At 38.3% G+C, this 24,066-nt stretch carries 20 protein-coding genes; 10 read left to right on the forward strand and 10 right to left on the reverse strand.

Translation table 11 applies throughout. The features are described from left to right. Positions 1-78 precede the first annotated feature (78 nt). On the reverse strand, positions 79-1,566 hold the full coding sequence (locus BUA97_RS10455) for a glycoside hydrolase family 28 protein (protein ID WP_072997778.1): 1,488 nt from the start codon (positions 1,564-1,566) through the stop codon (positions 79-81). 349 nt (positions 1,567-1,915) lie between these two features. Between BUA97_RS10455 and fabV the strand changes: the two genes are divergently transcribed. Continuing rightward, positions 1,916-3,118 carry an enoyl-ACP reductase FabV gene (gene fabV, locus BUA97_RS10460; RefSeq protein WP_072997779.1) on the forward strand — a complete coding sequence of 401 codons (1,203 nt, stop codon included), beginning with the start codon at positions 1,916-1,918 and terminating at the stop codon, positions 3,116-3,118. Between the two features lie 64 nt (positions 3,119-3,182). Here the strand turns inward: fabV and BUA97_RS10465 are convergent, their stop codons facing one another. From BUA97_RS10465 to BUA97_RS10475, 3 genes are all read right to left on the reverse strand, one after another. Next, complete coding sequence (locus BUA97_RS10465) at positions 3,183-3,974, reverse strand: lysophospholipid acyltransferase family protein (RefSeq protein ID WP_072997780.1); 792 nt, start codon at positions 3,972-3,974, stop codon at positions 3,183-3,185. A gap of 42 nt (positions 3,975-4,016) precedes the next feature. After that, complete coding sequence (locus BUA97_RS10470) at positions 4,017-4,646, reverse strand: NUDIX hydrolase (protein WP_072997781.1); 630 nt, start codon at positions 4,644-4,646, stop codon at positions 4,017-4,019. A 113-nt stretch (positions 4,647-4,759) separates the two neighbouring features. Further along, entirely contained in the window at positions 4,760-6,112 is a 1,353-nt protein-coding gene (locus tag BUA97_RS10475) for a TolC family protein (protein WP_072997782.1), read from the reverse strand. Between the two features lie 232 nt (positions 6,113-6,344). Here BUA97_RS10475 and BUA97_RS10480 point away from each other — a divergent pair, with 232 nt between their 5' ends. The 4 genes from BUA97_RS10480 (at position 6,345) to BUA97_RS10495 (ending at position 10,957) form a co-directional block, all read left to right on the forward strand. Next, positions 6,345-7,034, forward strand: coding sequence for an ABC transporter ATP-binding protein (locus BUA97_RS10480; protein ID WP_072998591.1), 690 nt, complete (start codon positions 6,345-6,347; stop codon positions 7,032-7,034). Positions 7,035-7,084: 50 nt separating this feature from the next. Then, a complete protein-coding gene (locus BUA97_RS10485; RefSeq protein WP_072997783.1) occupies positions 7,085-8,314 on the forward strand; it encodes an ABC transporter permease in 1,230 nt (409 codons plus the stop codon). Between the two features lie 88 nt (positions 8,315-8,402). After that, complete coding sequence (locus BUA97_RS10490; RefSeq protein ID WP_072997784.1) at positions 8,403-9,671, forward strand: ABC transporter permease; 1,269 nt, start codon at positions 8,403-8,405, stop codon at positions 9,669-9,671. 92 nt (positions 9,672-9,763) lie between these two features. Further along, on the forward strand, positions 9,764-10,957 hold the full coding sequence (locus BUA97_RS10495; protein WP_175546196.1) for an efflux RND transporter periplasmic adaptor subunit: 1,194 nt from the start codon (positions 9,764-9,766) through the stop codon (positions 10,955-10,957). A gap of 86 nt (positions 10,958-11,043) precedes the next feature. Here BUA97_RS10495 and BUA97_RS10500 read toward each other — a convergent pair whose 3' ends face one another. From BUA97_RS10500 to dapF, 3 genes are read right to left on the reverse strand one after another with little or no spacing between them, the layout of a single operon-like run. Next, positions 11,044-13,623: a TonB-dependent receptor domain-containing protein gene (locus tag BUA97_RS10500; RefSeq protein ID WP_072997786.1), complete on the reverse strand. Its 2,580-nt coding sequence runs from the start codon at positions 13,621-13,623 to the stop codon at positions 11,044-11,046. A 27-nt stretch (positions 13,624-13,650) separates the two neighbouring features. After that, positions 13,651-14,676 (reverse strand): endolytic transglycosylase MltG, encoded by a 1,026-nt coding sequence (gene mltG / locus BUA97_RS10505; RefSeq protein ID WP_072997787.1) that lies wholly within the window; start codon positions 14,674-14,676, stop codon positions 13,651-13,653. Positions 14,677-14,699: 23 nt separating this feature from the next. Further along, a complete protein-coding gene (gene dapF / locus BUA97_RS10510) occupies positions 14,700-15,464 on the reverse strand; it encodes a diaminopimelate epimerase (RefSeq protein ID WP_072997788.1) in 765 nt (254 codons plus the stop codon). 210 nt (positions 15,465-15,674) lie between these two features. Here dapF and BUA97_RS10515 point away from each other — a divergent pair, with 210 nt between their 5' ends. Together BUA97_RS10515 and lipA are read left to right on the forward strand one after the other, a co-directional pair. Continuing rightward, on the forward strand, positions 15,675-16,232 hold the full coding sequence (locus BUA97_RS10515) for an RNA polymerase sigma factor (protein WP_072998593.1): 558 nt from the start codon (positions 15,675-15,677) through the stop codon (positions 16,230-16,232). A 59-nt stretch (positions 16,233-16,291) separates the two neighbouring features. Continuing rightward, positions 16,292-17,146, forward strand: a complete 855-nt coding sequence (lipA, locus tag BUA97_RS10520; RefSeq protein WP_072997789.1) for a lipoyl synthase — start codon at positions 16,292-16,294, stop codon at positions 17,144-17,146. A 37-nt stretch (positions 17,147-17,183) separates the two neighbouring features. Here the strand turns inward: lipA and BUA97_RS10525 are convergent, their stop codons facing one another. After that, a complete protein-coding gene (locus BUA97_RS10525; RefSeq protein ID WP_072997791.1) occupies positions 17,184-17,372 on the reverse strand; it encodes a hypothetical protein in 189 nt (62 codons plus the stop codon). Positions 17,373-17,551: 179 nt separating this feature from the next. Here BUA97_RS10525 and BUA97_RS10530 point away from each other — a divergent pair, with 179 nt between their 5' ends. Then, on the forward strand, positions 17,552-18,892 hold the full coding sequence (locus BUA97_RS10530) for an ammonium transporter (protein ID WP_072997792.1): 1,341 nt from the start codon (positions 17,552-17,554) through the stop codon (positions 18,890-18,892). A gap of 45 nt (positions 18,893-18,937) precedes the next feature. Here BUA97_RS10530 and BUA97_RS10535 read toward each other — a convergent pair whose 3' ends face one another. After that, on the reverse strand, positions 18,938-19,636 hold the full coding sequence (locus BUA97_RS10535; RefSeq protein WP_245795882.1) for a class I SAM-dependent methyltransferase: 699 nt from the start codon (positions 19,634-19,636) through the stop codon (positions 18,938-18,940). A 130-nt stretch (positions 19,637-19,766) separates the two neighbouring features. Here BUA97_RS10535 and BUA97_RS10540 point away from each other — a divergent pair, with 130 nt between their 5' ends. After that, on the forward strand, positions 19,767-21,098 hold the full coding sequence (locus BUA97_RS10540) for a hydroxymethylglutaryl-CoA synthase family protein (protein ID WP_072997796.1): 1,332 nt from the start codon (positions 19,767-19,769) through the stop codon (positions 21,096-21,098). Between the two features lie 65 nt (positions 21,099-21,163). On the opposite strand, the gene BUA97_RS10545 is transcribed toward BUA97_RS10540, so the two are convergent. After that, positions 21,164-22,081, reverse strand: coding sequence for a helix-turn-helix domain-containing protein (locus tag BUA97_RS10545; protein ID WP_072997797.1), 918 nt, complete (start codon positions 22,079-22,081; stop codon positions 21,164-21,166). Between the two features lie 205 nt (positions 22,082-22,286). Here BUA97_RS10545 and BUA97_RS10550 point away from each other — a divergent pair, with 205 nt between their 5' ends. Next, positions 22,287-23,813, forward strand: coding sequence for an aldehyde dehydrogenase family protein (locus BUA97_RS10550; RefSeq protein WP_072997799.1), 1,527 nt, complete (start codon positions 22,287-22,289; stop codon positions 23,811-23,813). Positions 23,814-24,066 lie beyond the last annotated feature (253 nt).

Consider the following 24,066-nt stretch of genomic DNA (forward strand, 5'->3'; position numbering starts at 1 on the left):
TTATAATATTTTTATCTCGCAGATTTTACAGATTAGACTGATGAATCTGCAAAATTCGCCAAATCAGCGAGAAATAATTTATTTTACAACAATCGCTTTCTTCAAACTGCTGTCAATTTTATAATCTGTAGAATTGTTGATTTTCACATTTTCAAAAACAATATTCTGAGCGTTCTTCCCAACGATTCCTTTTTTACTTGTGATATTCACGTTTTTAAAGAAAAGATTTTCAATCAATTTGTCAGGCAATCCGCTAAAACTAAAAGCAGTTTCAGACGATGCACAATTCACATTACTCACATAAAAATCGTGGAAATAAGGCACTTTGTCGCCCGAATGTTGTGCCGCTTCGCTTTCTTTCGTACTTCCAACTGGCGCATCTGCGTAGAACGTATCAAATAAAACCGCTTCTTTGATGATGTTTTTCATCTCGATATTATCGATATAGATTTGGCTCACATCGCCACCTCTTCCGGAGTTACTTTTTACACGGATTCCGATGTCAGTTCCGTCAAAAGTACAGTTGGTCACATAGATATTTTTCATTCCGCCATCTGTATTACTTCCGATGACAAAACCGCCGTGACCTTCATTCACAGTACATTCTGCGATGATGATGTTCTGTAAATTGGCTTCTCCATTTTTAGGAGTTCCGCTGGATTTCATACAGATTCCGTCGTCACCGGCGTTCACTTTTGTGTTGTATATAATCACATTTTTCGAAGCGCTGATGTCTATTCCATCTCCATTTTGTGCCCATTTCGGGTTGTGAACCGTTGTATTTCTAATTACGAGATTGGTGATTTGTTTTGGATTGATGACAAATTTAGGTGAGTTTCTGAATGTCGGTCCATCAATCAAAAGATTCGTCACTTTTGAAAGCGTAAACATCATTGGTCTCAAAAAATGATGAATCTGCTCATACATATCGATGGTCGCGCCAGGCGTTTTGGTGATGACTTTCGCCAACTCTTCTCCATTTTTTGCCGCCACACTTGGCCACCATATCTTTCCGTCATCGCTCAACGCACTTCCTGGTTTTGCGAGCAATTCTTTCCATTGCGCATCCGTTGTTTTGAATTTTTTCACAGGTCTCCAGGCTTCACCTGCGCCATCGAAAATTCCTTTTCCGGTGAATGAAACATCTTTCAGATTATTTCCCCAAATCGGAGCTGTTACTTCAAATTTTCCGGGAGAAGATTCTCTTATCGGGAACTGCTTCACATCGCTGCTGAACTGTACAACAGCACCTTCTTCCACGTGGAAATCGATTTTGCTTTTCAGTTCAATCGGGCCAGTCAGCCAGGTTCCGGCCGGGACAATCAATCTTCCGCCACCATTTGCGGCAATTGTCGTAATTGCTTTTTCAAAAGCTTTGGTGTTCAATGTTTTTCCATCAGCAATGCCTCCGAAATCCTTGAGGTTATAATCTTTTTGAGGAATTGTCGGCAAAACCATTTCTCCAAATTTGAATGGAGCTTTGTCTATATAATATTGAATGTCATTTTTCTGTGCAGAGACCAAAGCAGCAAGAGAAAATGCAAGACCTATGAATAGTTTTTTCATTGTTTATAATATGAATAGTTTGATCAATTTTAAATTGGTTGGTTAAATAATCTATTAGTTTAACTTCATTAGCCAACACAGTTCAAGTTAAAGATCGAATTAGTTCCGATGAATTTGAAATGATTTGCTCAAAAAGTTCATTTAAATTCTTCATCAGTAAACTCCCGGACCGCATGTAAAATTAATTAAAATTTTGATTTGCGCAATCGATTGCATATAATAAAAAATATAAATTTCAAAAGTCTTATGAATGCGGGTCAAATGGGAAATCGAGAAAAGCTTTTTATAGATAATTCCTGATTATTTGCTCAAATTTCTTTAATTTGCAATGTTAAAAATAATTTCAACAATGATTATTCAACCTAGAACAAGAGGATTTATTTGTCTGACGGCGCATCCGGATGGCGCACATCAGGCTGTAAAAAACCAGATAGAATATGTAAAGTCGAAAGGCGAAATCAAAAACGGGCCTAAAAAAGTCTTGGTAATTGGTGCTTCCACAGGTTTCGGTTTATCCTCAAGAATAACTGCAGCGTTTGGTTCAGATGCTGCTACAATCGGTGTTTTTTTCGAAAAACCGGCATCTGAAGGAAAGATGGGAACAGCTGGCTGGTACAATTCTGCGGCTTTCGAAAAAGAAGCACACGCATCCGGACTTTACGCAAAAAGCATCAATGGCGACGCATTCTCTGACGAAGTGAAAAAGGAAACAATTGAGCTGATTAAAAAAGACCTGGGTCAGGTAGATTTGGTAGTTTATAGTTTGGCCTCTCCAAGAAGAACACATCCGAAAACAGGTGTTGCTTATGCATCCGTTCTTAAACCAATTGGCCAGCCTTTTACTAATAAAACAGTCGATTTCCATACGGGTGTCGTTTCTGATATTACGATTAATCCGGTTGAAAACGATGAAGATATTGCCAACACTATTGCAGTAATGGGAGGCGAAGACTGGAAATTCTGGATAGAAGATTTGAAAGCGGCCGGTGTTTTGGCGAAAGATGTTAAAACAGTTGCTTACTCTTATATCGGCCCAGAATTGACTTTCCCAATCTATAGAAACGGAACCATCGGGCAGGCGAAAAATGATTTGGAGGCAACAGTTCCGGTTTTGAACAATTTACTGAAGGACCTGAACGGAACATCTTATGTTTCTGTCAACAAAGCTTTGGTAACGCAGTCCAGTTCGGCGATTCCTGTGGTTCCACTGTACATTTCCTTACTTTATAAAGTGATGAAAGCAAAAGGAACACACGAAGGAACAATTGAGCAAATGCAAAGATTGTTTGCTGACAGATTATATACAGAAAACGGCGAAGTAGAATTGGATGAAGCTGGAAGAATCCGTGTAGATGACTGGGAAATGGCAGATGATGTTCAGGCAGAAGTTGCTAAGCTGTGGAATCAAATTTCTACTGAAAACCTTTCCGAAATCAGTGATATCGAAGGTTACAGAAAAGAATTTTTCAACCTTTTCGGATTTGAATTTGATGAAATTGATTATGAAAAAGACGCAAATGAGAACGTTCAGATTCCAAGTATTGAATCTTAAAAAGATAATAGATCGGCATCTATATCAAATAAACAAAACGGCTACATTTTCAGTAGCCGTTTTTTTATTGTTGAGATTTAATTTCTTTCTGTTTTGTATCGTAATCGTGAAGCAGGTTATGTTCCGGAGTCTGTTCGATCGCATGCATTATTTTGTCCAGGATCTGTGTTGCAGACTCATTGTCATAATCGATATCCAAAGCCGGTTTGAACTCCATCGTAGGCTTCACACCTGTTACTTTAATCTTTAGGCCTTTCTTATCAAAAGCACGTCTGAAACCATTGATCTTTATAGGAATTACAATAGGTCTTTGGTTTTTGATCAATTTTGCCGTTCCTTTTCTGCCTTGTGCGAAAGCTGAAGTAGTTCCTTGGGGGAAAGTAATAACCCAGCCATTATCCAGGGCTTTCATAATGTTTTCGACCTCAGTAAGGTCAACCATTCTGTTCACATTCTGGCCTTCGGCTCTCCAGGTCCTTTTAACTGTAACAGCACCGGCAATCTTAAAAATTCTTGCAAGAATTCCTTTGTTCATAGTTTCTTCTGCCGCTACATAATAGAAATCTACTTTCGGGTTCAGAAGATAGACGGGATTTTTTATAGTGTTGTGATAACCGTTATTTACTGCACAGAATGCGTGATACATTGCTGCAACATCAGCAAAATAAGTCTGATGGTTGGAGACAAATAGCACGTTGCTGTCTGGCAAATCAATCAGATGTTCCGTTCCTGTAATTTTTAATTTATTAAAACCGTTGAATCTTCTGTAGGAAACAATTCCCAGAATGAAAATAATTATCCGCTTCAGAATATAGATATTTCCAAAAGAATCGGTAAAAATATTTTTTTTCGCCATTATATTTAATTATAACTTCTAAGGTCAGAAATTATTGCAAAATTAAACATTTTTTAACAAGTTACTGAACTCGCTCAAAATCATTGATGTAGCTCCCCAAATGATATAACCGTTGAAATCGATAACGGGAACTTCTGCACCTTTGGTAGAAGGTAAAACCATGTTTTTTGGATGATCAGGCAGGCTTAATAAAGATGAAATTGGGAATTCAATTAATTCCACAGCTTCGCTTTCCTGCAAGAAGAATTCTGGATTTTTCTTGGTATAGGAAATAAATGAGTGAACATAAAAATTGCTTGGCGGAATATAAATTGGCGACATTTCACGTATGATTCTTACATAATGCTCATCAATGCCAAGCTCTTCCGAAGTTTCCCGTTTTGCTGTGTGTGCAAAGTCCAGATCTTCTTTTTCACTTTTTCCGCCCGGCAAAGAGATTTGTCCGCTGTGTCTGTCTCTTTCATTCACACTTCTGACAATTAGCGGAAAATGCCATTCATTATTCTTGAGATAAAGCAAAATGTTAACGGCTGCGAACTTCGGATTTCTCGTCAGGATATCCTCATAACTGAACAGAGGTCGATAAGGGGGAGAATAAATTTTGTGTGCATTTTCGCCCAATAGTTCCGCTTGTTTGATATCTCTGAGTAAGTCTTTTCCAAAAATCTGCATATCTCAAAGATAAGAAAAGTTGCAGAATTGATTGGTGTCAATCCACATAAAAAAGCCGTAAAGAAAACCTTTTGCGACTTTATAATATTTAATTTGAATGTTCGATGGATTATTTAAAGATTTATTCCGCGTCCTGCATAGAAGTCTAAGACTTTGATGCTGAACAGATAGTTGTATTTTGCTTGAGCCACAGAGCCTTGTGCATTCGCATAATTATTTCTGGCGATGGTTACGTCATAGATCGTAGAACGTCCCGCATCATAACTTTTCGTTGCAAAATCCAAGGCCAGTTTTGTACTTTTTTCTGCCTCTACTGCAGCAATATAGATTTCATAATTAGAATCTGCGTTGAACTGTGCCTGCTGAATATCCTGCTTCAGTTGGAATTTCTGTTGCTCCAGATTGTTCTTCGCAATCACTTCATTGATTTTTGTTTGTTCCACCTGAAGCTTAGTGATTCCTTTATTAAAAATCGGAATGTTGGCAGAAAGTCCCACTTGCTGACCAAAATTATCTTTGTATTGCTCAAATAAACCATGCTCTTTTACATAAGGGGCATTCGGATTTCCAAAATTCAGGTTATTGGTATATAATTGATTGTTGTATAGGGATCCAATACCCGCACTTGCAGTAATAGTCGGCCAAAAATTAGTTTTTATGACTTCCGTTTGTGCTTCAGCAGATTTTATTCTGATTTCTGCTGCTTTTACAACCGGCTGAGAAGTATAAGCAATATTAAGAACTTCTTCAACAGACTCTGTTTGCGGTGTCAATTCATCCGGAACCGGAATGTCCACTACATCAAAACTTTTATAATCCTGAAGTTGCAGCAACTGAGCCATCGCAAATAATGCTTTATCTACATTGATTTGAGCGTTTTTCACATTTTGTTTTTCTCTGGCAAGAGATGCAGTAGCTTCAGCAAGCACTGTTTGAGCAGTAGTCCCAACATCGGTTGTGATTTTTGCCCGGTCATATAATCTTTGTGCATTTTCCATTGCACTCTCAGAGATTTTTTTGATCTCTCTGTTCAGCATTACATTGAGGTATTGCTGGGCAATTTGAAGGGAAATGTTATTTTTAATAGTTTCAATATCCTGTAAACTTGCATCTACATCGAAACTGTTTTTCTTAATCGTTTTCTCCAATCTGCCATTGTTGTAAACCAGGATGTTGGCACCGACATTCGCATTATTGTTAAAATTATCATTTCTAATACTTGTATTTACAAGTTGCGAGTTTCCAAAACTGGCAGAATTAGAAATCGTCCCTGAAACAGAAGGCAGATATTCCCTTTTCGCCATTTCCAGATTTTTTGCCTGTACATCTTTGTTGTAAGCCTGCGCCTGGATCTGCAGATTGTTTTTAATAGCATAATCCACACATTCCTGGATTGTCCATTTCTTCTGGGAAAATCCCAAAACGCCTAATGACAATAACGAAATACAAAATACCTTTCTGAACATAAAAGAAAAATTATATACAATAAGACAGCAGAAATATAAAAATGTTACGAAAAAAACTAAATTTTTTTTCGAACCGTTCCTCAAAATCAAACCTCAAAAAATTTGATTAATCCTAAACCAAAACACAGTACTTAGCCAAAACACAATTTTTTAAATTTTGAATCTTTTTGAAATAATTGTTGTAACAATTTAGTATTTGGATTTACTTATATGTAAAATCCAGACAATGCCCATTCTGAAAATCGAAGACCTTAACAAATCCTATGATATAGGAAAAAGCAAACTGCACGTGCTGAAGGGGATCAACCTCAACATCGAGCAAGGCGAGTTTGTTTCCATTATGGGGAGTTCCGGTTCCGGAAAATCTACACTTCTTAACATTATCGGGATATTGGACGAGGCAGATTCCGGGATTTATGAACTGGACGGCTTCCCTATAAAACATCTGACAGAAGTAAAAGCTGCTGAATACAGAAGCCGTTTTCTCGGGTTTATTTTTCAGTCATTCAATTTGATTAATTATAAGACGGCACTGGAAAATGTAGCACTTCCACTATATTATCAAAACGTTTCAAGAAAAGAAAGAACAAAAAAGGCTGAAGAATATCTGGAAAAAGTAGGCCTTAGGCAATGGGCGGAGCATCTTCCAAGCGAGCTTTCCGGAGGACAAAAACAAAGAATCGCCATAGCAAGGGCACTGATAACCGATCCCAAACTGATTCTTGCCGATGAGCCGACGGGAGCATTGGATTCCAAGACAACACATGATATTATGAAGCTGCTTCAGGAAATCAATAACGAAGGAAAAACAATTGTTGTAGTGACACACGAACCCGATGTCGCTGCACAAACCAAAAGAAATGTAGTCCTGAAGGACGGAAGAATAGAAAGCGATAAGTTTATCAATCAGATTGTATTGTAACACAAAAGACTTTAATTAACAACTATAAAACCATCAACTGAAAATTAATTATGTTTGATCTAGACCGCTGGCAGGAGATATTCAGTTCCATTCGCAGTAATGTATTGCGGACGGTACTTTCCGGCTTTACTGTAGCATTGGGATTATTCATTTTTATTGTTCTGTTCGGAATCGGAAATGGACTCAATAATTCATTTTCAAAAGCTTTTATGCGGGATGCAACCAATCTTATTATGGTATTTGCCGGTAAAACAACGCTTCCATATGCGGGCTTACAGTCCGACCGGAAGATTTCTTTTAATAATTCTGATTTTGATGCTATTAAAAAAGAAAGCGATGGCAAAATGGAGTATGGCTCGCCAAGATATTCTTCAAATCTTGTAGTTAAGTACGGAAAAGAAAGCGGAAACTATCAGATCAACGGCGTGTTAGGCGATGAAAAATTCCTTGAAAACAGAACAATGATAGACGGGCGTTATATCAATCAAATGGATAACGAACGTAAACAAAATGTTGCATCTATAGGTAGGATGGTTTGGCGGGATCTGATCCGGGACGGAAATCCTATCGGAAAAGATCTGGAGATCAACGGCACAATGTTCAAAGTAGTTGGCGTTTTTTCAGATCCAGGCGGTGACTGGGATGAAAGGCATATTTCTGTTCCGCTATCCACACTTCAGCAGATGAAGAAAGGCTCGGACACTATCAGTACCATAATGTTGTCTTATGACCAAAAACTGACACCAGACCAGGCTGTAGAATATGGTAAGGAAATCGAGAAAACCATCAGGAAAAGACACCAGATTTCGCCTGATGACCAACAGGGTATTTTTGTGAATAACAATGCAGTCAATACGAAAGACTCCTTTGCATTCTTATTTGTAATTACAGCTGTTGTAGGATTCATTGGTCTTGGAACTTTGTTGGCCGGGATTATCGGTATCAGTAACATTATGGTTTACATCGTGAAAGAAAGAACCAAAGAAATTGGAGTAAGGAAAGCAATCGGTGCAAAACCTGGCGGAATCGTTGCGCTTATTTTACAGGAGAGTATCGTGATTACGGTTATTTCAGGATTTATAGGTGTCGGACTTGGTGTTTTGGCGCTCAAGCTGATCGGTAACAGTCTGGAAGAATATTTCATCACAGAGCCATCTGTTGGCTGGGGATTGATCGTTGCTGCTTTTTTCTGTCTCGTACTTTCTGGCACCATTGCAGGTTTTGTACCGGCTTACAGGGCATCGAGAATCAAACCTATTGAAGCCCTGAGAGCAGAGTAATAAATAAACAAATGTTAATAACTTAAAGAAGCCGGGAAATGAACTATAATCATTCAATTACAATTAATTAATATAAATATCAACTGAAGTGAACATACTTTTCAAAAGAGATACCTGGCAGGAGATTTATTATTCACTCCGGAATAATAAACTTAGGACATTCCTGACAATGATCGGGGTAGGCTGGGGTATGTTTTTGTATGTCAGTCTTTTAGGTGCGGCGAAGGGTATGGAAAATGGATTCAACAAGTTGTTTTCAGGGTTTGCTACCAATTCCATTTTTCTTTGGGCTCAAAGCACCAATATCCCTTACGATGGCTTCCCGAAAGGAAGATCGATGCAACTGCATCTGAAAGATATCGAATATCTTCAGAAAAAAATCCCTCAGATCGATTATATATCGCCTCAGAGTGTGCGCGGAAATTTTGGGACGCCGGGTGACCAGATTTCCAGAAATGGAAAGAAAAACACCTATATGATTACGGGCGATTTTCCGGTCGGAAATCAGATTTCAAAGAAAAAACTACTGTTCGGACGGTATATTAATGATGCGGATATCAATGGCAGAAAGAATATTATCGTGCTGGGGGAAGAGGTTTATAAAAATCTTTTTGATGCCAAAAAAAATGAAAATCCAATTGGGAAATCGGTAAACCTGAAAGGCGTATTTTTCACCGTTGTCGGTGTTTTCCGGGTTGGAAAAGGTGGCGGTATGGAAAATGATCAATCTGCCTACATTCCGTTTTCTACCTATTCCGGATTGTACAATGAAGGCGATAAAGTCAATTTTTATGCAATTGTAGGGAAACCGGACGCAGATGTCTCGGTCATAGAAGATAAAGTGAAGCAGGAACTGAAAACGATCAACCATGTTTCACCAGATGATACTAATGCTTTCGGAAGCTTCAACCTTGCCAAAGAATTCAAGAAGCTGACAGGTTTTCTCTCAGGAATGCAGTTGCTTACTATCATAGTAGGCACACTGACGATTTTAGCGGGTGTAATTGCCATTTCGAATATTCTTCTGATTACCGTAAAAGAAAGGACAAAGGAAATCGGTATTCGGCGGGCGCTTGGTGCGAAACCATCGGAAGTACGGAATCAGATTCTCCTGGAAAGTGTTGTGATTACTTTGTCATCAGGATTATTAGGATTTCTGGCAGGCATATTTTTGCTGATGATCCTTAACATTGCAACGATGAACAATGATTCTTTCCCTTTTTACAATCCCACTGTGGACTATAGTAACGTCTTTACAGCGATGGGTATTATGATTTTTCTTGGATTGATCATCGGATTGATCCCGGCACAGAGAGCAGTCAAAATCAGGCCAATTGAAGCCTTGAGAACAGAATAAGAACATTAATGAAGAATTTGAGTGATGAGTTAACTTCTGAATCTCTGATTCCTGACGATTTTTAATTTTAATAAAAACTATATTTCTATATAATGGAAAAAAAGAAATTTACATTCAAAAAAGCGATTTCCATATTTCTGGGATTGATTTTCTTACTGGCAGTTGTGGGCGGAATCGGGTATCTTATCAAGTCGAATTCTAAAGAAAATGAAGAGTTTCTCACCAGAAAACCAAGCATCAAAAATCTGGATGACAAAGTGATGGCTACAGGAAAAATCGAACCTCGTGAAGAAATCGAGATCAAACCGAACATCTCCGGAATTATCCAAAGCATCAGTGTGAATGAAGGTGATAAAGTGGAAGCCGGCCAACTGTTGGCAACCATCAGAATCGTCCCGAATGTAACTGACGTCAACAATGCAACAATGCAGATCAATAATTCTCAAATCCAGCTGACGAATGCAAAAATCAATGTTGATAATCAGCAAAAGCAATTTGCAATGCAGGAAAAGCTTTATAAGCAGGGAGTTATTTCCAAGCAGGAGTATATCGCAGCGCAGCAGCAGCTGGAAACTACACTGCAACAGCAGAAACTGGCCGTTCAGCAACTGAATGCTTCCCAGAAACAATTGCAGATCGTGAGAACTGGTGCAACGCCGGAATTGCAAAGTATGGCTACAACACAGATCCGTGCAAAAGCAGCAGGAACGGTCTTGGAAATTCCGGTAAAAGTGGGTGGACAGGTCATCGAGGCTAACTCGTTCAACCCAGGAACAACAATCTGTTCAATTGCTGATCTGAATTCTTTGATCTTCAAAGGAAAAATTGATGAAGCGCAGGCCGGAAAACTGAAAGAAGGCATGGATATGAAAGTCGTAATCGGTGCTTTGCAGAATAAGACTTTCCCAGGAAAGTTGACGCTAATCGCGCCAAAAGGTACTGAAGAAAGCGGAACTATCAAATTTAATGTAGAAGGGAATGTTAGTAATCCGAAAGGTGACTATATCAGAGCCGGATTCAGTGCCAATGGGGAGATTTTATTGAGTTCCCAGAAAAATGCATTGCTGTTGGATGAATCGCTGATCCAGTACGAAAAAGGAAATAATAAGTCTTTTGTAGAGGTGAAACAGCCAAACGGGAGCTTTAAAAAAGTCTATGTAAAACTTGGTGCCAGCGACGGAATCAATGTTCAGATCCTTTCCGGTATCGACAAGAATGCTGAGATTAAAGTATGGAATCCTTCTGATAAAGACAAAGAGGAATTGAAAGACAAAAAGAAAAAATAGACCTTTAATTATAATTGTTAAAAAGAATCCGCAGTCAAATTATTCTGACTGCGGATTTTTTATTAGTTTGTATTGACTGATTGAAATTACATCGGACCTTGTTGCTCGTCTCCACCCGTAGCGTTGGAGTTGATGTCTTTTTTACGCTTTGGTTGCTCAACTTTTTCCCCTTGTTTGAATCGGTATGTCAAAGAAACCGAAAACTGTCTTGGTTGCCATTGCATATAATTACGACGGGTATAATCTTCATTGAAACTGAATGCTTCTCTGCTTCTGGTATTGAAAATATCCTGAATATTAAAGTTCAATGTTCCGTTACCTTTCCAGATGGTTTTGGATGCACCAAGATTCAGGGCATACATCGCTTCGCTGTTTTGGTTCGCTGTTTTCTGAGCACCTCTGTAAAAGCCCTGCAACTGCACACTTAGTGTTTTGTCCAGCTTGAAAGTAGAATTTAATCTGGCTCTTGTGGAGAATCCGTCACCTGTAAAATCCATACTTCCTGTTTTGTCTGCTCCAAACTTGTCTTTTGCATTATAATAAGCAATACCAGTAGTTTTGTAACCGAAAAGATCCAGGCTTCCCATCAGTTTTAACCAGGCAAAAGGATCGTAAGTAAAATTGAGATCCAGTCCATAGCGATCGTCATTACCTAGATTTATCGGCTTGGTGTAAAAAACGTTTTCTCTTTCGTCCGGACGGTATACCAGCATTTTTGTATCATCGACTGCATGTCGGTAGTACAAAGTAGGATTAATAGTGATCTTTTTCCTTTGGATGCTGTATCCAACCTCATACGAGTCAACATAAGAAGGATTCAGGTCAATGTTTCCTGCAAATATATTCTGGCTGTTGCTGTAATTTGGAAAAGGTACCATAAAGAAAGATCTTGGCCTGTCGATTCTTTTGGAATAATTGATCAGAATCTGATTATCTTTTGTCACATCATAACTCAGGAAGATACTTGGGAAAATATTATTATAATTCTTGGTCTTATCAATAGGTATGTCACTTGGAGAAAGATTGCTGTAATTAATTTTCACATTAGAAAGTTCGTCCCTCAGACCCAATTGATAGCCAAGCTTGCCGACTTTGCTTCTGAACTGTACATAAAACGCATTGAACATTTCTCTGTAATCCGTTGTATTGTTGTAATTGAGTATTAATTCATTAGGTGAAGTACTGTCAACAGTATTGTCATAATTATTATTATTTACATCCAATCTGTAACCCGCTTCAAGTTTTGACTTTTCACCAATAGGCAATTCATAGTCTGCCTTTCCGATAATGGTTTTGTTAACTGATTTTCTTGCAGTATTGTCTGTCAGCAGAAACTGTGAGTCCTCGGTTTCGTTAATGGTGGAGTAATTGTTACTTTTATTTCTTTGAAGACTCAATGAAACGGAAAGGTTCTGACCATTATCATCAATCTTATGATCCAGACCGATATCGCCCTGGAAGGCCAGGTTGTTGTTGGTTCCGTTAGAGATTCTCTGGCCGAAAGAACTTCCTGGATTCCAAATTTGCGTTACAGTATTATACCGGTAATAATCGTTATAGGTGTTTAGTGTCTCTTTATTTTCTCCGTCAAAAGATCTGATAAGTCCAGATAAATTGAAGGATGTTTTTTCAGAAATTTCATATACAAAACCTGCGTTAACGTTATAATTATTATTGTAGCTTTTGTTCAGGGAATTCTGAAGCTGATAAGTAGGTATATCTCTAGGCGTGCTCAGGGGATCAGTTACAGTAGGTAAAGTGATATTATGATAAGTGGTTTCTGCATCGTTCTTCGATCTGTTTTCAGAATAACCGCCGCCGCCATTCAAGAACCATGTCATTTTATTTTTTCTCCAACTCAGATTCGCATTCAGATTCGTTCTTGGAAAATAACCCAGACTTCCGGTTACGCTACCGTTGAAGCCAACTTTTTTACTTTTTTTAAGGATAATATTCAGAATTCCGGACGTTCCCGACGCTTCGAATTTTGATGATGGATTGGTAATCACTTCGATTTTTTCGATCTGATCTGCCGGGATACTTTGCAAAGCATTAGCACCATCATCTATACCTAACAGAGAAGAAGGTTTTCCGTTAATTAAAAACTTCACATTGGAGCTGCCACGCATCGAGACGGTTCCATCGGTATCTACGGAAACTGATGGCACATTAGACAGAACATCCTGCAAGCTACCGCCTTTACTTACAATATCCTGTGACGGATCGTAGGTTTTCTTGTCCAGCTCGACTTTGTAAGGTTTGTTAGATGTAGCCGTAATCACCACACCTTGTATATCTGTTGTGTTATTAAGATTGGCTTTTCCGTCGGAAACAATGATGAACGGAGCAATAGCCCCGGCCTTTTGAATGCTAATTATTTTCGTGAATTTTTTGTAATCTACCGCTTCTATGCTGACTTCGTAATTTCCGGGAGCCAGTTCCAGCTTATAATTTCCATTCACATCCGCCAAAACAGCGTCACTCAGCTGGGCGTTCTGCTGATTTTTAAAAGTCACGGAAGCATAGCCAACACCACCATTCGCGTCCTTTACATTCCCAGAAATATTTATCTTTTGCTGCGCCATTAAAAAACTCGCTGCACCGACTGTCAGAGCCAGCCCGAAGATTTTTTTCTGAATTACATTTACAATTTCCGTTCGTTCCATTATCGTTTATTTTTCGCTTTTTCTTTATTATTTAATTTGTCTGCTATTTAACCAGTCCTGGTAAGCTTTTGCATTTCTGGCATGTTCGGCATCATTGTCTGTGAATTTGTGATAACCAGGTCTCGCCGGGTCCGCACACATAAAAATATAATTGTTTTTTTCTGCTTCCAGCACTGCGTTCAGGGAGCTTTTATCTACAATGCAAATCGGTCCCGGAGGAATCCCTTTGTTGGCATAAGTGTTATAAGGTGATGGCTCTTTCAGGTATTTATAATAAACACGTTTGATCTGCTGAGTAAAGTTGCTGGCTTTGTTAACAGCGTAGATTACCGTCGGATCGCTTTGTAGTTTCATTCCTTTTTTATAACGATTGATATAAAGCCCTGCGATGGTTTTTTGTTCATCGGGTTTTCCGCCGGATTCCTTATAGACTATAGATGCCAAAGCATAGATCTGATCTCTTGTCAGTCCGGATTGCTTTTCTTTTTCAATTCTTTCTGAGGTCCAGAAGTCTTTATAATCATTTTCAAATTTGCTGAAGAATTCTTTCGGCGTTACAGTCCAGAAGAAATCATAAGTATTGTTGAAAAAATATTTTTTCAGATCTTCTGCATTTTTGTAACCTTTACTGACAGCAATTTCATCCAGTTTTTTAACAAATTTCGCCGAATCTGTTTCCGTTTTTTTCGTCACTCTGCCAATCATTTGATATACATCATCAAAGTCTTTGATTCTGAAAGAGTTCGGAGTTTGATTTCCGGCGATGATCATATTCGTGATTTCACGGTTGTTCATGCCTTCCTTTAGTTCATAACGGCCGGCTTTATAATTGTCCTTGAGATTTTTATCATTTGCAATAGCCAGAAAATTTTCCTTGTTTTTGATCAAAGGCGAAATGGAATCGAGAATCTGCTCGTAGCCGGAATGATGCGGAATCAGGATAAAACCTTCTTTCTCCACATTATTGCCAAGATATTTATTGTAAAATTTCAATCCGAAAAATCCAAGGACGACAATCAACAGAATGTATATAGCAAGTATAATTTTTTTCATAACTTAAAATAAAAATTCCAGGTTTATAAATTAATATTTCCTTTAAAAACCTGAATAGCAGGGCCTTCTAACCAGATGTTGCTGAATCCGTCTTTGTTCTTTTCTGCATAGACTCTCAGCTGTCCGCCCTTCACTTTGATTCCAACAAACGTTTGATTATTTTTTTGCATGAAGGTTAAAGCTGCAGCTGTAACACCGGTTCCGCAACTGTACGTTTCATCTTCAACACCGCGTTCATAAGTCCTCACAAAAAGCTCTTTGTCAGAAAGTTTTTCAACAAAATTAACATTGATGCCTTCCGCTTTATAAGTTTCAGAATTTCTGATTTCGTTACCATTTTCGTAAACATTATAATTATTTAACATTTCCACATATTTTACATAATGTGGCGAACCGGTATTCAAAACAAAATCATTTCCATTATTATCAATTCTTTTTACGTCGCCCATTTTAAGTTTTACAATGCCGTTTTTGATTTCCGCTTCATGTATGCCGTCTATGGCTTTAAAAACAGTTTTCTCTTCGATCATGTCCAGATAATGCGCAAATGCCACCGAACAGCGCGCGCCGTTTCCGCAAAAACTTTTGGAACCGTCAGAATTGTAATAATCTACTTCAAAATCTGCATCTTTCACAGCGTTGATCTTGATCAGGCCGTCTGCGCCAATCCCAAAACGGCGATCACATAGCTTTTGAATGTCACTGATCGAAAGATCATCGCATTCTCCCGACCGGTTATCTATCATCACAAAATCGTTTCCTGTTCCCTGGTATTTATAGAATTGCATTTATTATTTTGATTTATAATTAATTATTGAATTGGTCTGAGCAAAAATTAAGCCTGTAAAAATACTTAAATTATAAGAATTGTAATCTTGATAATTGTTATTTAAATCAATTGAAAAGTGAGGATTTAAAAATTTTAATTCCAATAGAATTTTTCGATGTTTTTAATCAGTTATAATTTTAAATTTTATGCCTTATCTTTGTTCATCGAAATGAAAGAAGACCAGCTCCTTGCGCTCATCATAAAAGCCAGAAAAAAAGATCAGAAAGCTCAGACACAGCTTATCAATACGTTTTGGGTGGATGTGTTCTCTTTTGTCATGAATAGGGTTAAGGATGAAAATGATGCAGATGAGATTACGGTGTCTGTATTTTCGAAGGTTCTTAATAAACTGGATTTATTTGACCCGAATTTCCAATTCAAAACCTGGATTCTGACAATTGCCCAAAACACGATTATCGATTTCTGGAGACGAAAAAACAGGGAAAACGAAGATGCAAGTGATGGACTGGAAAATGTGAAGAACGAATTTGCAAGATCGCCGGAAGAACTGATGATCTCTGAAGAAGACCAGCAGAAAATCATAAAAATCATTGAGACTATGGATGCAAAAAATCAGGATATTATCCGTCTCAGATTTTTTGAAGAAAAAAGTATCAAAGAGATCGCAGAAGAACTGAATCTCTCCATAGCCAATACAAAAGTAAGAATAATGAGAGCAAAAAAAATCCTGGCCGAGTTGTTGAAAAATGATGAAACGGATTTTTAAACAGTAATTTATATCTGAAGTAAAGGTTAATCAACCTTAAATAAATATCTTGTACCTAGATGGAAGAAGTAATAAATCAAAAACCCAAATGGATCCGGGTAAAATTGCCGACCGGGAAAAATTACCGGGAACTCAGAAATTTGGTTGATAAATACAAACTCAATACCATTTGCCAGAGTGGAAGCTGTCCCAATATGGGCGAATGTTGGGGCGAAGGAACCGCAACATTTATGATCCTGGGAAATATATGTACCAGAAGCTGTGGTTTCTGTGGCGTGAAAACAGGAAAACCAATGGATGTCAATTGGGATGAGCCGGAAAAAGTAGCACGTTCGATAAAATTAATGAAAATCAAGCATGCAGTTCTCACTTCTGTTGACAGGGATGATCTGAAAGATATGGGCTCTATTCTTTGGGCAGAAACAGTAAATGCGGTCCGCAGAATTTCTCCGGGAACTACCATGGAGACTTTGATCCCAGACTTCCAGGGTGTTGCAAAACATTTGGACAGATTGGTGGAAGTAGCTCCGGAAGTCATTTCTCATAACATGGAAACGGTAAAGCGTTTGACAAGAGAAGTAAGGATCCAGGCAAAATATGAACGCAGCCTGGATGTTCTCAGATATCTCAAAGAAGCTGGTCAAAACCGGACAAAAACAGGTGTTATGCTTGGTCTTGGAGAAACTAAAGATGAGGTTTTCCAAACGATCGAAGATATCAGAAACGCCAATGTGGATATTATTACGCTTGGGCAATATCTTCAGCCAACAAAAAAGCATCTTCCCGTGAAAAGTTTTATAACACCGGAAGAGTTTGATGAATATGGAGCTTTTGCAAGAAGTTTAGGCTTCCGACACGTGGAAAGTTCCCCATTGGTAAGAAGTTCTTATCATGCGGAAAAACATATCCATTAAAATATTGAAATCAATATAAAACATTAAATAAAGACTCCTAAATGGAGTCTTTTACTTTTTGTTCTACAGGTTGTATTTTGTCTGTTTGATTCATTTGTTCCACCTGTTTTGGGATAAACATCATGTAAGCGAAGTAACCCAAAAGGAATAAAACTACAATAATGATAATAGCCATCATTGGTCCTTTGTTGGTTTCACTGTCCGATTTTGGAATGTCTGGTCTCATAATTTATTATTTTTCTTGATATATCAAAACTAATGCCTCATTATTTTTCATCTTTGATGGTTACTTCTGTTTTTAAATAATTTAATTTTTAATAATTAAAATTTAGGGTTATAGGTATTATTTTTTTAAATTATTTAATTTTACCCTGTATATTTGTAGGGTTAAAATTAAAAATATATATGAAAATTGAAAAACGATGGATCATATCATTTGTGATAATTAGCCTAATTTCAATCGCAGCGCTTTTCTGGCCGGAACAGATTTGTTCCCCAAAACCCGGAATTTTTTTAAATGAAGATAACATTGTCGGTGCTGATGTTGCCTGGATTTTGGCTTCATCGGGGTTGGTTCTGTTGATGACACCAGGCCTTTCGTTCTTTTATGGCGGAATGGTTGGAAAAAAGAATGTTATTTCTACAATGCTGCAGAGTTTTGTCGCACTTGGTGTTATCAGTATTCTTTGGGTTGTTGTGGGATTCAGTTTGTCGTTTGGTGACTCGCTTGGGATCACAATTGATGGCGAGCATTATGGTTTGATAGGTAATCCTGCCTCATATTTATTTTTTAACAATGTCGGTGTTTTGCCTCACAGTCAGATGGCGTCGACGATTCCGTTTATTTTATTTGCTATGTTTCAGATGAAATTTGCGGTCATTACACCTGCTTTGATAACCGGTTCGTTTGCGGAAAGAGTGAGATTTATTTCCTACCTGCTTTTTATGGTTTTATTCAGTTTAATAATCTACACGCCGCTTTGTCACATGGTTTGGCATCCGGAAGGTTTGCTGAACAAATATTTCGGCGTTAAGGATTTTGCGGGCGGAACTGTGGTTCATATGAGTGCGGGATTTGCAGCTTTGGCTGGTGCGATGATGATAGGAAAAAGAAAAAATCCACATCACGAACCATCTAACATTCCTTTTGTGATTCTGGGAACAGGAATGCTTTGGTTTGGCTGGTTTGGTTTCAATGCAGGTTCTGCTTTATCAGCTAATGCAACAGCAGCAATGGCATTTGGAACAACAACCGTCGCTTCGGCAACTGCAATGCTGACCTGGATTTTCTTTGACAGAATGAACGGAAGAAAAGTATCCGCTTTGGGAGCTTGCATAGGCGCAGTTGTTGGCTTGGTTGCGATTACACCGGCGGCTGGTTTTGTAACCATTCCTCACGCTATATTCATCGGATTTATTTCGTCTATTGTTTCGAATCTTATGTGCAATTGGAAAAGACTGAAGAAAGTAGATGACACTTTGGATGTATTCGCCTGTCATGGTGTTGGCGGAATTATGGGAATGATTCTGACAGCAATATTGGCTCAGGGTGATAATGCAAGTTTGCTTCACGGCGGGTTTGGCGTGTTTGCACATCACATGATGGCGCTGGTTTTGGTTTCCGCGTTTACATTTTTGGGATCATTGATTTTATATAAATTAACGGACATGATTATTCCACTCAGAGTAGCAGAAGAATCGGAAAGCTTAGGTTTGGATCTTTCTCAGCACGATGAGAGTTTCTAAACATTAGATATGATATGAGGAAGGAAATAAGAACCAAATTGGTTCTTATTTTTTTGTGCAAAACAGGATATGTTCGTTTTCATTTAATCCAAGAAAATCATCTTTTTGGAAAGTCTGAATTTCAACTGAAAAACCGCTTTTTTCCAAACGTTCTTTCAGTCCATTTATAGAATAGATCCGGACGTGATCGTCCTGACCAAAATGTTTTATTCGGTCTGCTTTGGAGGTGATTAAAAAATCTTCATAAGTTTCTCCATCCTTAAAAGGGGTTTGGATCAGGCAGATTCCACCAGATTTCAGAACCCGCAATAATTCATTCATTGCCTTTTGATCAGAATCGATATGTTCAAGAATATGGTAACAAATAATCAGATCAAAGCTTTCAGGTTCTACATCAATATTGGTAATGTCAAAACGGTAATCAGCCAAAAATTCGTTTTCAAAATCTGTTGAGAAATATGAAATATTTTTTTTCTTCTTGAGATTCCTGTAAATAGCTCTGGAAGGCGAAAAATCTAAAATTTTAATGTCTGGCTTTATATATTTTTCATTCAGGATTTGCCAAAGTCTTCTGGTTCGAGGCAGACTTCCGCAAACCGGACAAACCAAATTTCCATTTTCTACCAATACAAAGTCTTTCAAATGTTTTTTGCAAATATTACACTCGTGATTTTCACCTTTGTAAATTGGATAAATCAACGAACGCAACAGAACCTCATTTTCAAAAAGGAATTTTTGAGGCATAATATTTTTGACGATTTTTTTTAGAGTTTTGTACATCCGGAGTAAAAAATGAATTGCAAGATAATAAACATCCTTTATATTTAGGCGCTTTACGGAAGATTTTCTAAATTCGTGTCTTAAAATTTTTACAATGACGAAATTTGGAGTGGATGCGGCCAGTTTTTATGTGCCTTCTTTATATTTAGAAATTAAAGATCTTGCAGAAAAAAGAGGAATAGAACCAGCAAAACTGGAGAAAGGTTTGGGATTACACAAAATGGCATTGCCCGATGTGCACGAGGATGCAGCGACTTTTGCAGCGGAAGCTTTGCTCAGGGTGATTCAGGATTATAACATCAATCCGAAAGAAATATCAAGAGTTTATCTGGGAACTGAAAGTGCTTTGGACGCCGCAAAACCAACAGCAACCTACGCCGTTCAAATGGTCGAAGAATTTCTAAGTGACGAATTTGGTTATAGAAGCTTCCGGAACTGCGATATTGTCGATATGACTTTTGCATGTGTCGGAGCAGTGGATGCGCTTCATAATTCGTTGGATTTTATAAGAGTTAACCCTACTAAAAAAGCCATAGTAATCGCAAGTGATTATGCTAAATATGAGTTGGCCTCTTCCGGAGAATATACGCAAGGTGGTGGCGCAGTAGCTTTGCTGGTTTCTGCTAATCCAAGGCTGGTTGAAATTGATAATAATTGGGGCGTTGCAACAGAAAGTGTTTTCGATTTCTTCAAGCCAAGACGTCATCATTCAAAATCGGAATTAAATCTTGCTCCGGAAAACTATCCGGACAAAATAGAAGTGTTTACAGACGAACCTGTTTTCGATGGTCAATATTCTAATCAATGTTACCAGGACAGAATTCGGGAAGCCTATCAGCATTATAAAGAACAGACTTTTACGGTGAGACCTTACGAAGACTGGAGGTATTTGATTTTCCATTTGCCTTACGCTTTTCACGGGAAAAGAGTTTTTACTGAAATTTATAGTTTAGAAAATCACCTTGATTTTTCTGATGCCGAACAGCAAAAAGCCATTGCAAAATCTGAAGATTATATCCGATTCATCAACGAGAAAATTGAGAAATCTCAACGTGCTTCATCAGAAATCGGCAATATGTACACAGCTTCTATTTTTATGGCATTGCTGTCTGCATTACAAACTTCGTTTACCGAAAATGAAGATTTGAGAGATAAAGAAATTGGTTTCTTGGCTTACGGAAGTGGCTCAAAATCAAAAGTTTTTGTTGGAAAAGTTTCTTCTGAATGGCAATCAATCGTGGAAAAATGGAATCTTTTCGAAAACTTAAAAAACAGATTAGCCATTGATTTTGAGACCTACGAAAAATTGCACCGTAAACAACTAGATTCTTCGGTTAATCCTGATTATAAAGGATTCGGATTGATAGAAATTGAAAAAGAAAGTCAGGTTCTGAAAGGTGCAAGATATTATTCTTACAAAAAATAAAAAGCGAGAACGGACAAAAAATTCTGCCCGTCCTCTTTTAATATCTATAACTAACTAATATTAACTTAGAATAATTTTTTGTTCTGAAATGTTTTTGGTGTAACGCCTTCCATCTGTTTAAAAACCCGAATAAAATAATTTGTGTCAGAGAAACCGGTACTGTAAGCCGCTTCACTCACCGAATTATTATGCAGCAATAATTCCTTGGCTTTTTTTATTCTTTCCTGAATGATAAATTCATTAGGCGAAAGTCCTAATTCTTCTTTGAACATCTTGAAGAAATTGGATTTGCTCACATAAGCCATTTTAGCAATCGCATCAACGGATAATTTCTGATGGAGGTTTTTCTTAATATAATCTGCCACAAAGCCAATTCTGGACTTGTTTTTAAGAGTGTTTTTCTCGACAAGATTTCTGGCCTGCGTTTGCATTAATCTTATCAGAAGTTCCTTCAAAGCAAAATCTGCAATAACATCTTTATAAGAGTTATCATCCATTGCGATTCTCATAATGTTGTTGGTTGCAGAAGCCAATGCCTTGTTGTTGAGCAGATAAAACTCATCCAGAGAGATATTCCATTGTGATGCATCATCCGTCTTTTTAGAACTAAAGTTCAAATGTTCCAAAGACTCCTGCACGAATTCCGGATTCAGAGTCAAAGAAATACACTGTGAAGCATGCGTATCTGCGTCGGGAAAATCAATAACCATAGTTTCTCCGGGTGCAACCAAAACACTTTCTCCAGGCAGATACTCGAAGTAATTGCTCTTATCTTGGAGCTTCATCCACTTTTTTCCTCGCAACATTCCCGTGAATGCCATATGCTCAAAATGCAATTTCACATCATAAGCACTCTTATGCGTTTCATAGATACTGAATTCACAATTATTTAAACTGAATTTGGTCTGATTTTCTACCAGAGTATTCAGTTGGTTCTGTTGTGTCAGATTAGGTTTGTTAAGATGAAAATGATTTGGGTTCATTGGTCAAGATTTTATAACATCTTGTTTATCAAATATAACAAAATTAAAATTACAGATACTATAAATTTTTCTTAATAAATTATAAAGAATCACAAAAAGAGAATTGTCCTACTTTTTTGGAGTATTATGCTATTACAGTCATTTCTTATACGATTAACTTAGCTTTAATCAAATGTTAACTGATTATTAAGAAAAAACAATTATTATGGACACAACAGCACAACAGCACAATTCGACTACGTTAGCCTGGCCAGAATTTAAAGCCAAATATGACAATTACATCGGCGGAGAATTCGTGCCATCAGCAGATGGGCAGTATTTCGATGTAGTATCTCCGATTAATGGTAAAGTTTTCACCCAGGCTGCACATTCCAACAAAGAAGATCTGGAAAATGCGGTGAATGCAGCTACGGAAGCTTTCAAGACCTGGAAAGACACATCGCCAACAGAACGAAGTATTATTCTGAACAAAATTGCAGATAGAATCGAGGAAAACCTGGAATACATTGCCACTGTAGAAACCATTGACAACGGAAAAGCAGTAAGAGAGACGTTGGCAGCTGACATTCCTTTGGCGATAGACCATTTCAGATATTTTGCTTCGGTTATAAGAGCTGAAGAAGGTTCGCATAACGAGTTGGACAAAGATACCGTTTCACTGATTGTTCACGAACCGCTTGGCGTCGTTGCACAGATCATCCCATGGAATTTCCCGATCCTGATGGCCGTCTGGAAACTAGCTCCGGCTTTGGCTGCAGGCAACTGTGTGGTTCTGAAGCCGGCAGAAAGCACACCAATTTCTATTATGGTTTTGATGGAACTGATTGGCGATTTGCTTCCGGCAGGCGTTGTAAACATCGTTAATGGTTTTGGGGCAGAGTTGGGTAGAGCGCTGGTAACAAATCCGAAAGTGAACAAAGCGGCTTTCACCGGTTCTACAGCTACTGGTCGTCTGGTAATGCAATATGCGACTGAAAATATCATTCCGGTAACTTTGGAATTGGGAGGGAAGTCGCCTAATATTTTCTTCAGTTCCGTGATGGATGCGGATGATGAGTTCCTGGATAAAGCGATTGAAGGTGCCGTTCTTTTCGCCCTGAATCAAGGGGAGATTTGTACCTGCCCGTCAAGATTATTAGTTCAGGAGGATATCGCAGACGCTTTTATGGCCAGAGTCATTGAAAGAACCGAGGCCATCAAAGTAGGAAACCCGTTGGATAAAACGGTGATGATGGGCGCACAGGCTTCCAAAATTCAGAAAGATAAAATCGAAGGCTACCTGAAGCTGGGTAAAGAAGAAGGTGCAGAAGTGCTGACGGGCGGAGAAGCCAATCAAATCGAAGGTCTGGAAGATGGGTATTATATCAAGCCAACCATTTTCAAAGGGAATAACAAAATGAGAATCTTTCAGGAAGAGATTTTCGGGCCTGTGGTGGCATTCACGACTTTCAAAGATGAAGCCGAAGCTTTAGAGATTGCCAACGATACGATTTATGGTCTTGGAGCCGGCGTTTGGACACGGGATGCGCATCAGTTATATCAGATTCCCCGTCACGTTCAGGCGGGTAGGGTTTGGGTAAATCAGTACCACGCCTATCCTGCCGGTGCACCTTTTGGAGGTTACAAGCAGTCGGGAGTTGGCAGAGAAAATCACAAAATGATGCTGGATCATTACCGTCAGACTAAGAATATGTTGATTTCTTACAACAAGAATAAGTTAGGATTCTTCTAAAAAACACTTTATATATATGGCGTGCCCGTCGCCTTGGCTAAGTCCGGGGCTACGGTCGGGCTTTCCAGGGCTGCTCCGCCTTTGGCGGATCTGGTGCTGCATTTCATTTCGCACTTGCTCGTTCCTCGCAATCCTTCCAATCCCTCACGCAGTTACATCTTCCTGATAATGCTTTGTCATTAACAGAAAATGATGCAAGCTCCGTAGGAGCGAGCTGTTAATAGAAGACGAATTCAGCAACGTCATCAAGCTC

Origin of the sequence: Epilithonimonas mollis, assembly GCF_900142325.1 — a bacterium.
Lineage (GTDB): Bacteria > Bacteroidota > Bacteroidia > Flavobacteriales > Weeksellaceae > Epilithonimonas > Epilithonimonas mollis.